The 12,793-nt window shown below is 48.6% G+C and carries 14 protein-coding genes and 2 tRNA genes; 8 read left to right on the plus strand and 8 right to left on the minus strand.

The features are described from left to right. Nucleotides 1-74: 74 nt before the first annotated feature. Nucleotides 75-980 (plus strand): helix-turn-helix domain-containing protein, encoded by a 906-nt coding sequence (locus CA264_RS10605; protein WP_025606999.1) that lies wholly within the window; start codon nucleotides 75-77, stop codon nucleotides 978-980. Nucleotides 981-1,088: 108 nt separating this feature from the next. Then, nucleotides 1,089-2,018 carry an MBL fold metallo-hydrolase gene (locus CA264_RS10610; RefSeq protein WP_025607000.1) on the plus strand — a complete coding sequence of 310 codons (930 nt, stop codon included), beginning with the start codon at nucleotides 1,089-1,091 and terminating at the stop codon, nucleotides 2,016-2,018. 123 nt (nucleotides 2,019-2,141) lie between these two features. On the opposite strand, the gene CA264_RS10615 is transcribed toward CA264_RS10610, so the two are convergent. The 5 genes from CA264_RS10615 to CA264_RS10635 form a co-directional block, all read right to left on the minus strand. Beyond that, the gene (locus CA264_RS10615; RefSeq protein ID WP_025607002.1) at nucleotides 2,142-3,050 is read right to left on the minus strand and encodes a cation diffusion facilitator family transporter; all 909 of its coding nucleotides are present in this window, start codon (nucleotides 3,048-3,050) and stop codon (nucleotides 2,142-2,144) included. A 61-nt stretch (nucleotides 3,051-3,111) separates the two neighbouring features. Further along, a complete protein-coding gene (locus CA264_RS10620) occupies nucleotides 3,112-3,519 on the minus strand; it encodes a DoxX family protein (protein ID WP_025607004.1) in 408 nt (135 codons plus the stop codon). 77 nt (nucleotides 3,520-3,596) lie between these two features. Next, nucleotides 3,597-4,373, minus strand: a complete 777-nt coding sequence (locus CA264_RS10625; RefSeq protein ID WP_025607006.1) for a hypothetical protein — start codon at nucleotides 4,371-4,373, stop codon at nucleotides 3,597-3,599. Between the two features lie 15 nt (nucleotides 4,374-4,388). Then, a complete protein-coding gene (locus CA264_RS10630) occupies nucleotides 4,389-4,787 on the minus strand; it encodes a hypothetical protein (protein WP_025607007.1) in 399 nt (132 codons plus the stop codon). A 306-nt stretch (nucleotides 4,788-5,093) separates the two neighbouring features. Next, complete coding sequence (locus CA264_RS10635; RefSeq protein ID WP_025607008.1) at nucleotides 5,094-5,303, minus strand: heavy-metal-associated domain-containing protein; 210 nt, start codon at nucleotides 5,301-5,303, stop codon at nucleotides 5,094-5,096. Nucleotides 5,304-5,650: 347 nt separating this feature from the next. On the opposite strand from CA264_RS10635, the gene CA264_RS10640 reads away from it, so the two are divergent. Further along, on the plus strand, nucleotides 5,651-6,406 hold the full coding sequence (locus CA264_RS10640; RefSeq protein WP_211233391.1) for a GIY-YIG nuclease family protein: 756 nt from the start codon (nucleotides 5,651-5,653) through the stop codon (nucleotides 6,404-6,406). Between the two features lie 82 nt (nucleotides 6,407-6,488). On the opposite strand, the gene wrbA is transcribed toward CA264_RS10640, so the two are convergent. Next, the gene (wrbA, locus tag CA264_RS10645) at nucleotides 6,489-7,604 is read right to left on the minus strand and encodes an NAD(P)H:quinone oxidoreductase (RefSeq protein WP_084196248.1); all 1,116 of its coding nucleotides are present in this window, start codon (nucleotides 7,602-7,604) and stop codon (nucleotides 6,489-6,491) included. Nucleotides 7,605-8,218: 614 nt separating this feature from the next. Between wrbA and CA264_RS10655 the strand changes: the two genes are divergently transcribed. From CA264_RS10655 to CA264_RS10675, 5 genes are all read left to right on the plus strand, one after another. Next, a tRNA-Pro gene (locus tag CA264_RS10655) sits at nucleotides 8,219-8,292 on the plus strand. A gap of 335 nt (nucleotides 8,293-8,627) precedes the next feature. After that, nucleotides 8,628-8,701: transfer RNA gene (locus tag CA264_RS10660), tRNA-Pro, on the plus strand. Nucleotides 8,702-9,151: 450 nt separating this feature from the next. Continuing rightward, entirely contained in the window at nucleotides 9,152-9,769 is a 618-nt protein-coding gene (locus CA264_RS10665; protein WP_211233392.1) for a CPBP family intramembrane glutamic endopeptidase, read from the plus strand. A gap of 84 nt (nucleotides 9,770-9,853) precedes the next feature. Further along, nucleotides 9,854-10,603 (plus strand): helix-turn-helix domain-containing protein, encoded by a 750-nt coding sequence (locus CA264_RS10670; RefSeq protein WP_025607013.1) that lies wholly within the window; start codon nucleotides 9,854-9,856, stop codon nucleotides 10,601-10,603. Between the two features lie 31 nt (nucleotides 10,604-10,634). Further along, nucleotides 10,635-11,048 carry a VOC family protein gene (locus CA264_RS10675; protein WP_025607015.1) on the plus strand — a complete coding sequence of 138 codons (414 nt, stop codon included), beginning with the start codon at nucleotides 10,635-10,637 and terminating at the stop codon, nucleotides 11,046-11,048. Between the two features lie 216 nt (nucleotides 11,049-11,264). Here the strand turns inward: CA264_RS10675 and CA264_RS10680 are convergent, their stop codons facing one another. Then, complete coding sequence (locus CA264_RS10680; RefSeq protein ID WP_025607017.1) at nucleotides 11,265-11,705, minus strand: nuclear transport factor 2 family protein; 441 nt, start codon at nucleotides 11,703-11,705, stop codon at nucleotides 11,265-11,267. Nucleotides 11,706-11,713: 8 nt separating this feature from the next. Continuing rightward, nucleotides 11,714-12,748, minus strand: coding sequence for an NADP-dependent oxidoreductase (locus CA264_RS10685; protein WP_025607018.1), 1,035 nt, complete (start codon nucleotides 12,746-12,748; stop codon nucleotides 11,714-11,716). Nucleotides 12,749-12,793 lie beyond the last annotated feature (45 nt).

The raw sequence follows: 12,793 nt of genomic DNA on the forward strand, positions 1-12,793 counted from the left end.
TGCAGGATTTATACTTAATTTACACCTTGCTTATCAGTTCTATACTTTAGCATCTTTAAAAGCGAGTTTATACTATGGTAAAAGCAGGCGCTCCCGTACCGGTTTTCTCTGAGGCAGAAAGCTTCTCCAAAAACAACCTCCGCGACTTTTACATCGCCTCGTACGAAGACAGGCAGGATGCGGGCCTGCGAAGGGTCGCGCCGCACCGCCACACCTACTACGAGGTCATCTGGATTATAGAAGGGAGCGGCACGCACACCATTGACTTTAGGGATTATGCCTTCCAGGGGCCCTGCCTGTTTTTGCTGCAGCCCAGCCACATTCACCAGATCGTGAAAAACGGCCCCACCAAGGGCTTTGTCCTGAAATTTAACGAGTCGCTCTTCTCCACGGAGTCTGGCACGGAGAACCTGCTGCTCAAGTATGGCATCTTCGACAATATTAACGTGCAGCCGGTGCTGCACCTGGCCCCCACTGACGTGCTCCTGCTCAACGACCTGATGCAGAAGATGCTGCTGGAGTACAAGCAGCCCTCCGAGCTGTCAGCGGTTATCATTGCTTCTTATCTCAAAATCTTTCTGCTGCAGGTGTACAAGCTCAAAGACAGCCACCGGGAAGAGCTGCAGCCAGGCCCGGAGCCCCGTTACCTGGTGTACCGCTCCTTTAAAAAGATGCTGGAGGAGAACTATGTACGGCAGCACGCGGTGCAGTACTATGCCTCGGAGCTGGCTATTACGCCACGCACCCTCAACGAAATCACGCACAAGTATGCCGGTAAAAAGGTAAGCCAGCTCATAAAGGAGCGCCTCATGCTGGAGGCAAAAAGGCTGCTGCACCACGGCCGGCTCTCTGTAAAGGAAGTGGCCGCCCACCTGGGCTTCGAAGACCCGGCCTACTTCACCCGCTTCTTTACCAAAAACGAAGGCACCTCGCCGCAGGGCTTCCGGCAGCAGGAGAAGCATGCCGCCGCCGCAACCTAAGGGCCGATAAGTGCAGGGCAAAGGAGGATTTGTCCATTGAGCCCGGGGCTGCCGGTGTAGAACTTTGTGTTGTTAAAACGATCCTCGCATCCATAAAACAACATACACATGAACCGTAAAGCCTTCCTTCAGAAATCGCTGCTCAGCTCCTCCTTACTCATGGTGCCGGGCCTGGCGCAGCACAGTTTTTCAACACCTGCTACAGGGCCAGGGCTTGCCCCCGCCATTGCGCACCCGCACCGGCAGAACATCTGCGCTACCTGCGGCACCCGCTACGCCTCGGCTAAAACAGCAGAGAGTACCTGCCCCATCTGCCTCGACGACCGCCAGTATGTGGGCAACGGGGGCCAGAAGTGGCTCAGTTACGATGAACTGGCAAAAGGGCGCGGCATCCGCACGAACAAACTGCAAACGGACCTCTACGAACTGAAGATCACACCGGCCTTTGCCATTGGGCAGAAAGCCCACCTGGTGCTCTCAAAGAGCGGCAACGTACTCTGGGATTGCATTCCGTACCTGGATGAGCCGACGGCGACCTACATCCGCTCCCTGGGAGGCATCCAGGCGATCGCTATTTCGCACCCGCACTACTACAGCCTGATGGCGGAGTGGGCCACGGCCTTCGACTGCCCCGTTTACCTGCACGCGCACGACAAGGCCTGGATACAAGACGAGAGCAGGCACATCCGGCTCTGGAGCGGCAAAGAGCTGGCGCTGTGGGACGGCATGAAGGTGGTGCATGTGGGCGGGCACTTCCCCGGCAGCACCGTACTGCACCTCCCCCGGCACGGCCAGGGAACCCTGCTCACCGGCGACAGCATCTATGTGGTGCGCGACAGAAAGCACGTATCCTTTATGTACAGCTACCCGAACCTGGTACCGCTGCCGCAGCAGGCCATCCGCCTTATACACGAGCGCATCCATCCGCTGGAATTCGACACCATCCATGCCGCCTTCGAAGGGCAGGTGATTGCCACGGGAGCCAAGGGAGCTTTTGAGCGGTCGGTAAAACGCTACCTGGGCATTTACCAGCGCTAAAGCGGCAAGTACAAACGCGTAGCTGTACAGCCCGCACACAAAGAAGCCGCCTGTGTTACAGGCGGCTTCTTTGTGTGGCACAGGCCGCTATACTTATACTTATACTTATAATTATAATTATAATTATAAGTATACTTGTACCTGCAGGGCGCACCGCTCCTCTGCCTGCTCCAACTCCAGGGTTACCTCGGTTATGGAGAAGGGCTTAAGGGCGTTTCTGATTTCGTTTTTCAGGGTAGCTGCCGCATCCGGTTCTCCCACCGCTGCCACCACCACATGCGCCGACAGCACATGGTGCTCCCCATCCAGCGACCACACCCGCAGCTGGTGCACCCCCAGCACCGGCTGCAGTGCCAGCAACTGCGCCCTTACCTGCTCCAGCCTGTCGGCCAGCGGGTTTGCCTGCAGCAGCACCTTGAGGGCGGCAAAAGCGTTACGCAGCGCATGCACCAGCATAAACAGCGAAATACCTACGGATAGAAGCGGGTCGAGCCAGGGCAGTTCGAAAAACAGCAGCACAACGCTCACAATGAGTACCGCTACCCACCCCAGCAGGTCCTCCAGCATGTGCAGCGATACCGCCTTTTGGTTCAGATTAAAGCCGCCCTGCAATTTAAAGAACGCAGCCCCGTTCACCGCGATGCCAAGTATGGCAAAGGCCAGCATGCCCAAAGGCTCCGGCATAGCGGGGTCTAGCAAACGCTCTACGGCCTCTGCCACGATAAACCCTGCCCCCACGATAAGTATAAGTGAGGTAAGCAAAGCCCCCGCCACCGAGTAGCGCTTGTAGCCATACGTGTAGCGGGCATTGCCCTCCTGCTCCGACTTGCGCTGCAGAAAGTAAGCCATACCCAGCGCCAGCGAATCGCCGAAGTCGTGGAGGGCGTCGCTCATAATGGCCACGCTGTTTACGAAGAACCCGCCCACCAGCTCCAGTACGGCGAAGCCCAGGTTCAGGAAAAAGGCAAACTTGATGTTACCGGTAGCATGATGGTGGTGATGCCCGTGATGATGGTGATGATGATGTCCCATTGTATTAGCATTTAAAAGCCACGCCCCTGCTGTTCAGGAGTGCGTGGCTTTACGGTGTGTTTTATTTTGTACCTGGTGTGAGTTGCTCAGAGATGTGCGCTACCGCTGCCAGGGCCAGTAAGCCGCCTATAATGGCTATGTTCTGGATGAAGTCCATGACGGCGGTTTGCTGCATCATCCCTTCCATGTTCCAGAAAGTGTGCATCATGAGTGTCATGGGCAAGAGCAGCAGGATCAGCACAACGGCGGTTTGTTTTATTTTGATGCCCGCAAACAACAGTAGTGCCCCTCCAAGCTCTGTTACCATGGCTGCCCCCAACAGCAAGGGCACAAACGGCAGCCCTTTAGAAGCCATCCACATGGCAGGGCCGTCCCAGAACAGGGCTTTATGTAAGCCTGCTATCAGAAAAGTGACCCCTATCAGGATTCTGGCGATAAGGATGAAGGAGTTAAGGAATGAATTTTTCATAGGTTTTATTTTTGTTAGAATTGAATAGATTAAAACACAAACTGCGCGCCCAGTGCCAGCTGGTTCGCCGAGGTGGCTTAGTATACCTCCTGCCCGTTCTCCAGCAGCCGCCAGTCGGTGTTGGCGCGGTACCACTCCAGGGCTATGCCCAGCGGACCGACATCATAGCGAAGCATCGGCACAATGATTTCATTTTTGAGGCGGGCGTTGCCGGGCACTTCAGCCAGCACGTCACCGTCGTTCGGGTTGTCCTGGCCGTACATCACCCAGGCGCTGAACCCCTTGCCGAACCTGTAGCCTGCCTGTCCCCAGGTGCCGTAGCCCGCTATGTCGCCGAACTGCAGCAGCTGGCCCCAGCTCTGGCCGATGGCGCGGCCCCAGTAGGCATTGCCCTGCAAGGTGGCACCGCCGTACGTCAGCTTTGTACCGGCCTGCACCGCTTTGCCCTCCAGGTTGCTGCGGGTATCGCCCTGCACCAGGCGCTTGCGGTCGTAGTGGCCGGCAAGGTTCACCTCCCATTTCAGCGGCTGCGTCTGGTTGCTGATGTTCAGGCCCACCTCTGTCTGCGGCACACCGATCTCCCCTTCGTCACGACCGTCGGCTTCGGCTTTAGGGCCGGTCCAGGAACCGCGGAACACCGCCAGGTCGAGGCGTACTTTGGTGGCGGCTCTCGGGCTGCTTAACCCTTGGTAGAGGAACAGGCCGGGGTTGCGAAAACCGATGCCGCCTGCCGAGCCGTAGCCCATGGCAAAGTGCGTAACCGAGTTCGGGAACTGCGCGACCATCGGCGTCCAGTTCTGGCCCAGGCGCAGCCTTGTCTGCCCCTTCTGCACCTCCACGTACGCCAGGCGCACGCGCGGCAGCAGGTTCTAGTCGGCAAAGCCTCCTCCGCCTGCCGTGCCTCCCAGAAAATCTATCTCGGCCCGGCCGGTGGCCGTGATACCGTGCGGCAGGTTGTAAGCGGTACCTTTAAAGATGAGCCAGGTCTTGCGCAGGTCGCCGCCAAACTGGTACTCGTCCTGAGTAGGCTGTTTGGGGCTGGCCCACATGGTAATGGCGCCATCGCCGAGGCCAAAGGTGCCGTCCTGCACAAAGCCAGAGGCCGTGATGATGCCGTTGATACTGGATCTAAAGTATGGCTTGCCCGCCTGCGTGATATCCGGAGCCGGGGTGGTCGGAAAGCTGAGGTCGATCTGGGCGTTGGCCTGGGGCAGCAGCAGCATACCAAGGGCCGCTGCGCCGATCGTGGCGCGTAACACTTTTTTCATAGTTTTATTTTGTAGCTAATGGTTTGGGCAATAAGGTAGCCGTCCGCCTTTTGAGGGGCAGCTTCTGTTTTGCTCCGGTTTTGGTTATGGATCTTTAGCTTGTGCGGCAGGCGGCGTAAAGCTTATACTTTGCACGGCACCTGCCTGCTGTGTTCTTGTTGCAACGGCACAAAGGTCTGGCTTTTGGCAGCCGCAGGCCATGCACAAACAGGTGCTTCTGCTGGACAAACAAGCTGCTGCTTCATGAGTGCATGTTAAAGCTAAGGTTTGAAGAGTGGGCAGCCATTACTGTGATTTTCGTTTTTGTTACAGCGCCTCTGCCTTAAAGTCGGCCTGCTCTACTGTGGCAATTACCTCACTGGCAGAAAGGGAGTCGGTTTTGACGGTGAGCACTTTGTTGCGGCTGGCGGTATCCACGCTCCAATCGCACACGCCTTCGGTGGCATTGAGCGCCGGTGTTACTTTAGACACACAGCCACCGCAGTTGATGTTGGTTTTGAATTGTAGCTCTTTCATGTTCTATTTTTCTTTTGGTGTTACTGATTTTGAACATGACAAAGGTATGCCGAGGAGTGGGTGGAGGTGTTACAGAATTTTGGTTATGTGTTGCAGGATTTTATAGTGCAAGAAGAACTAATGTAAGACACAAACATAAAAGTCCACAAGGTGATCAGGTGTATCTGCTATATTTGATTTTTAAAAGACATGTTTCATCTAAATATATTCGGCTTATTTTATAATTAATGGGAAAGAAACTCACAGTATATATGATAGATGGGACAGAGTATGGTCCCAGAATAGCAGAAATAGGGAATTGAGTAGGTAAAGCTCTATATAGCACCAGAGCCTCTATAAGTAAAATTTTGTCACGACCAGAGTTTGACAATCCAGGAGTTTATTGCTTGAAGGGTACACCAGGTTCAGACAGTTTTGAAGAGAGAATATATATAGGTGAAGCTGAAAATGTTGGAGTTAGGATTAAGCAACATATTGCAGACTCAAAAAAAGATTTTAATGAATTAATCTTCTTTATCAGTAAAGATGAGCTTTTAACAAAAACACAGATCAGGTATTTGGAATCAAGACTTGTTCAGCTTGCAATTGAAGCAAAATCAGCAGAAATAGATAATGGCAATTTCCCTGCATTACCGACACTTCATGAAGCTGATATTTCTGACATGGAATATTTCCTCGACCAGGTTAAACTCATACTCCCAATCATGGGTTTTAAGTTTTTGATCTCAACTACAATAAAACCTAATGAAAAGATTGATCATGTAGATACCACCGAACAGAATGTAATTTATAAAATAAGGTCAAACATCTTTAAGGCAGAAATGTATGAAAATGAGAAGGGATTTATAGTTGTTAGTGGCTCTCAAGCAAAAAAGGAATTATCAAGTTCTATTACTGAAACCTACAAAGCATTGAGACAAAAGTTAATAGATACAAATGTATTAGTAGACAGAGGCTCTCATTACGAATTTACTGCGGATACAATTTTTTCAAGCCCAAGTGCGGCAGCTAATATGATTCTCGGTAGACAATCTAATGGACTTATTGAATGGGTAAATTCTCAGAATAAGACCTATAAAGAAATAAATACATTTAGCCAATAAAGCTCTTATAAAGTCGTTATTACAACAACCGCCACGCAGCACAAAGTTTGCGTGGCGGTTTTACTTTCTACCCTCCTATACCCTACTCCACCTCAAACACCGCCTGAATCTCCACCGGTGAGTTCACAGGTATAGACGAGGCGCCGATTGCAGCGCGGGCGTGTTTCCCCTTCTCCCCGAATACAGCTACGGCCAGATCAGAGGCAACATTCATTACCTCGGCATGTTGGGTGTAGCCGGGCGGGGTGTTTAGGTAGCCCGTTAACTGCACCACCTGTTTTACACGGCTAAGGTCGCCGTCGGTCGCCTCCCTTAACACGGCCAGCACATTGAGCATGGTCTGGTGGGTCGCTTCTTTGGCTTCAGCTATGGTAAGGTCTTCCCCAATAACGCCCGGGTACAACACCTTCCCCTCCTTCAGGGCCACCTGGTTAATAAATACAAGGTTACCGGACCTGGAATACGGCGTATAGTTGCCCACCGGGTTCGGCAGTTCGGGTAGCTCTAGCTTCAGCTCCTGCACCCGTTGCTCTGGCCTGTTTATACTTGCCTCCTGTACGTTAGCGGCTGAGGCCGGAGCTGCATCCTGCCGGCGTAAGGGCGCGAGCGCTTTGGCTACTTTTGCCAGCGCCTCCCCCTGTAGCGCTGCAACGTACAACTCACTTTCTGAGGGGCGCTCCGTGCCCAACATAGCGGCCAGGGCCGTAGTGCCGAACACCGTGTTGCCCTGCGGCAAGGTTTTGTCTACTTCAGCAGCTCCCATCATACCTGTTGGTACCAGCACCATGCCGTGCACTGCCAGCGTAGACCAGAACGAAAGAAGGGCCGCCTCTCTACCAGCCCCGCCACCTGCAGCCATAAACACCGTAGCAGGCACGCCTTCCAGCTTGCGCTGTGCCCAGAGGCCAAGCGTGCCGTCGAGGAACAGGCGCATATCCGCGGTCATGTTACCGAAATGGATCGCCGAACCAAACGCAAGGCCATCGTATTGCCCCAGCTCCTCAGGGGTAGCGTAGGGAACGGATGCAAAAGCGTGCCGCCGCACCTCTTCGCTTTGGCAGATGTGCGGCACCTGCCGGAGCACAGCCTTTACGCCATCCTGCCTCTCAATGCCTTTGGCTATCGCCTTTGCCAGTTTGTAGGTAGTGCCGCCATTGGAGTGGAACAGCACAAGTACTGTGGTTTCGTCTTTTATCATGGTTTTACGTTTTTGTGCCTGCAGGCTGCCAGCAAATAGCAAACTGACTGAAGCCAGCAGAAAAAGGGGTTTAAAGAGCTGAAACAGCATATAGATTGTTCGCAGTTAAATTTGATGCGGCAAAAGTAGCGGGTGGCAAAGGGAGGGCTGTTACAGAATTACAGATGTCTGTTGCAGAATTTTATTCATGGCAGGCCGGGGTACCTCAGCACAACCTGTAACACCTGTGGCAGATCAGGCTTACAAAAACGGCGTAGCCTGCTTCTACCGTAAAGCAGGTTACTGCTTCTTTCTGCTCAACAAAATGCTACCATTTGTGCAGCGCACCTGCCATAAGCGTTCTTCTGAAAAAAATTTTCCGCTAAACCGACGTTACACGTAGCTGAAGCTGTACTCTTTAAAAGCAGTACCTAGAGCACCTAAGCTACTAAAGCTAAATCGCTTGTGTTTTCTACCAATGCTGCCAAGCAGTATAGCTCAGCTCCTATAGCACAGGGTGGTCTATTTTTCTTCTTCTCAAACCCGTGAAATGATTTGCAAAATGATTTGAGTTTCGTACTTTTGTGCACCAAGTATAAAACGCCGCTACAAACGGCCTTTGTACTAGCCCAGTTCGGGGTGTAGCGTAGCCCGGTATCGCGCCACATTTGGGATGTGGAGGTCGTAGGTTCGAATCCTGCCACCCCGACGTAAAAGCCTTGCAAGAATGATCTTGCAAGGCTTTTTTTATTGCCTCCACCCTACCTCCTCTACCATGACAGGTATGGTGGCTGCGTTCTCAGCAACGCCACGCACCACTACCGGGCTTGCCCCCTAAAAAGGGCAGAGCGGAAGGCGTAAACCGCAGCGGCAGCCGTCTTCAGTTTTGCTAAGGTTATGCGTTACAGTACGGCACAGAAAGCATAGAACAGACACTTCGTCCCCCTTATGTTGTGCAGCGAAACCCTAAGCCGCAGAAGAGGTAAAAATTGCGGTCAAAAGACTTTTGATTATTCATTCTGCTTAATAAATTAGCCCTCTCATCGGGGTGTAGCGTAGCCTGGTATCGCGCCAGCATGGGGTGCTGGAGGTCGTGGGTTCGAATCCCGCCACTCCGACGACTTAAAAGGCCTTTTACAGCGTGTAAAAGGCCTTTTTATTGATACACCACTGACGCAAGGCGCACAAAAAATTAAGCTTCCGGTACAAAACAGTCCTATAGCTCATTTAAGAGTATTTATCCTTGAGTCTTTAAGCACTTTTTATCCCGCCACGCCATTTGAACGCCCCTCCAAATCACTACTCCAACGATTTTTTCCTATATTGATTCTCTGATGGTATGAGACCATCATACTCTACACATAATGCAGATAAATGGAATAGACCTCTGCTGAGCAGATAGTTAGCAATAATATGAAAGACGAAATCAATCAGAATAAAATCAGTTCGAAAAGAATATTGTTTTTTTTCATCATTGCTACTGCAATATCAAATATTTTCAGATTTGATATTTTCGAACTAAATCTGAATTACAACAATTACCGACCTGGCTTTATATTCTGTCAACAATGATTCTTGAAGGCAGTGGTGTTTTTATAGGTGCATTGCTTACTATTTTATTTTTGAAAAAAAACAGAAAAGTTGAGACAACACTTTTAGGAACATCAAAATTAAAAAGCTTGGTAATGGCTGTCATCCCGATTATAATTTTAACATCAATTGGAGTAAAAAATGTATTTGAACTGGACTCTCATCTCTATGGGTTTATAGCTGTAATCGGGACGTTACTGTATTGCATAATGGAAGAATATGGATGGCGGGGTTATTTACAAGAAGAATTGAAAACGTTACAACCCTGGAAAAAATATCTGATAATTGGATTTACTTGGTACTTGTGGCATTTAACCTTTTTAACGAAAGCAACTGTCGGAGACAATCTTTTCTTTTTAGCAATGATGCTTTTAGGGAGCTGGGGAATCGGACAGGTAGCGGAATTGACAAAGTCAGTTTTAGCTAGTGCTTGTTTTCACCTGATTATCCAAATTATGATGTTCAATGCATTGATCAAAAACGGAATTAACGGAACCGATAAACTGATAGTTTTAAGTGTTTCAATCGTTCTATGGATTTTGATTATGAAGAAATGGAAAAACGAGAATACCATTGCTAACCCCGTGTATAATTAATTGCGGCAGGGTTTCCACATCTAAAAGCTCGGCTGATTCCCGCAACTAATCTTACACCAACCGTTAGGACAACCTAAACAGCCAATGATATATAGAGAATTTGTACCTAACAGCATGATCCATGATTATGTGAAATGTTATTGGCAGTTTGACAATTCTACAAACAAGGAGTTTGAATTCACTATTTTACCTGACGGCTGTTTCGACTTGATTATTTCACTCGACAACCATTCTGTTCAGTCTATTTCTTTAACAGGTCTCTGGACAAAACAAATTGATGTTTTAATTGCTCCTAACACCTTTTTATTCGCTGTTAGGTTTAAGCTTCTAGCAGCAGAGTATTTATTGCAGCTAACTATTTCGAAGTTGTTAAATACGGAACTAGTCCTTCAGAACGATTTCTGGCAACTAGACAGTTTACATTTCAAAGATAAGGAAGCGGTTGTTGAGGTTTTAAACAACTTACTACTGTCTAAGTTAGGGAACGGTAAAGGAATTGATAGCAGAAAGCAAAATTTGTTTAACCTCCTTTATGATTCCAATGGCAACTTAACTGTTGAAGAGTATTCAAAAAATGTTTCCTGGCCAAGCCGACAAATCAACCGTTACTTTAATGAGAGGTTTGGGCTATCTCTAAAAGCCTACAGTAATATTTTAAGATGCTTTGCTTCTTATAGGCATATTAAAAATGGTCAGCTATATCCACAACAAAATTACTTTGACCAATCCCACTTTATAAAACAAATTGTGAAGCATACAGGACAAAATCCAAGCGAACTTCACCAAAACAAAAACGACCGATTTTTACAATTGGCCACGATGGTTGAAAAGTAGTTTTGCACTATCAACAAACTAAAAAAGCAACATGAAATTTAACAACATCAGACTATTAGTCAATGACTTTGACAAGTGCTTCACTTTTTACAATGACACCCTTGGTTTAGAGTGCACCTGGGGAAAACTGGGCGACAACTTTGCAAGCTTTGATGCAGGCTATTCTTCAGTTATTGCTCTGTTTTCCGCTGACCTTATGAGTACAGCTGTTAATAGTGCAGAGGCATCTAAGAATGAAAAGGTGCAAGACAAATTTGCAATCGTTGTTCAAGTTGATAACGTCGACGAGACATACAAAGCCCTACAAAACAAGGGCGTGAGATTTATAACGGAACCCAAAGACATGACAGCGTGGGGAATACGTGTAGCTCATTTTAGAGACCCAGAAAATAATTTACTCGAAATCTTCCAAGACCTGCCAAAAGACAGGTGGGACAAGGAATAAAGACGGCACATAACAATGGTTTGGTGTAATGCCGGATGAGGTTCTTTATAGAAGCACTTGTGCTATACTTAAACCGAGTGCTTCACATAAATTTAGATGCTAAAATCTGTAACTACGCCAGGCCCACAATCCGGTTTGCGTCATACCCAATAACACCGTTTTAAATTAAAGTGCTGTCTTCAAAGAACAGCATTTTAATTTAAAAATCCTCAATCTTCAGGACTTGATCTCCGCTTCATCCTGCCACTTAAAACAACCTACCCTTTTGGAAACTAACCATTTATGATGCACCCGAATGTAGTCGTCTTCGTAGGTAGCACCAATCGTGGTCTTAACTCTTTTACCGTTACTGCTCCCTATTAGCGTAATTAAACAATAATGTTTTCCTGTGGCGCTATCCCCATCGATTTCAACCACCTGCTGACTATTGAAATGATACACGGTTTCCATATCCTGAAGGAATTTCCCAAAGGCCTGCGCCATTTCTTTCCTGCCTTCTACCTTAAGAATTGTTTTTCCATCTGCTATGGTTTCAGATAGGGCATTTTCAGAGAACAGTTGCACTTGGCTCTCAAAATCTTTTTTATCTCCCAGGATTGAAATAGTATCAATGAGTTCCTTCAAAGCAATTCTGTCTGCTACTTCATTTATACGCATATCTTAGTTTACTGAATAGTAAGTACTATTTTCCCCTGTATATGCCCTTCTGCCGCTCTTTCGTGCGCTTTACGGGCATCAGCTAACGGAAAAACACTGTCTATAACAACTTTAATGGTGCCCTTATCGAGCAAATCAGCAAGCTCTGAAAGCTGGGAGCCGTTTGAACGTACTTGGGTGGCAGATACCCTGACACCCAATCTTTCGGCTTCTTCAGCACCGGAAAAACCTAGAGGGAAAATTGGGAATAAGGCACCTCCTCTTTTTAGTGTTTTTAAGAAGCGGCCAGTGGTAGGGCCCCCAACAGCATCAACAACCAAATCGAGATCAGCTACAACATCTTCCGCGTTGTTTTTGGTGTAGTCAATGAATTCATCAGCACCAAGTTCACGCAAAATGCTTTCCTGCTTTCCTGAGGCAACGGCAATAACATATGCCCCTTTCCATTTTGCCAGTTGCAATACAAAATGCCCTACTCCGCCACCAGCTCCATTTACAAGAACTTTCTTTCCCGCCACCGGAACAGGTTCGTGTAAATTAGGTTGAAGTGGATTCGGTTCTTTATGGCCAAGGTCAATTAGAAACTGCCAGGCAGTAAGTAAGGACATAGGGGCAGCAGCCGCTTGAACAAAATCGATCTTATTTGGCTTCAACGCTACTTCTTCGGCGGGCACACTAACATATGCTGCATATGCCTGGCTCTGCCCGTAACTGGGAAACCGTACCATGGCATACACTTCATCACCAACAGAAAACTCCTTTACATCTTCCCCCACTTCAACAATTACACCTGAAATATCGGTACCAAGAATAACAGGAAACGGTACTTTGGGCTGCCATTCCGGGGGTAGCATTTTATATCCGTCACGTAAATACCAGTCGGGAGGATTTAGCCCAATCGCTTTCACTTTAACTAAAACTTCTCCTTTTTTTACTTCCGGGACTGGTGCATCTTCATAGCGAAGCACTTCTGGGCCGCCAAATTCGTGTTGCCTGACTGCTTTCATTACAGTAGGTCTGCCATTTTCCAGTTCTAAACTCATTTTTTTTCATTCTTTTTGTGAGCTTCAAAAGTAGAATAACAGTAT

The sequence above is a fragment of the Pontibacter actiniarum genome, from assembly GCF_003585765.1.
Classification (GTDB): domain Bacteria; phylum Bacteroidota; class Bacteroidia; order Cytophagales; family Hymenobacteraceae; genus Pontibacter; species Pontibacter actiniarum.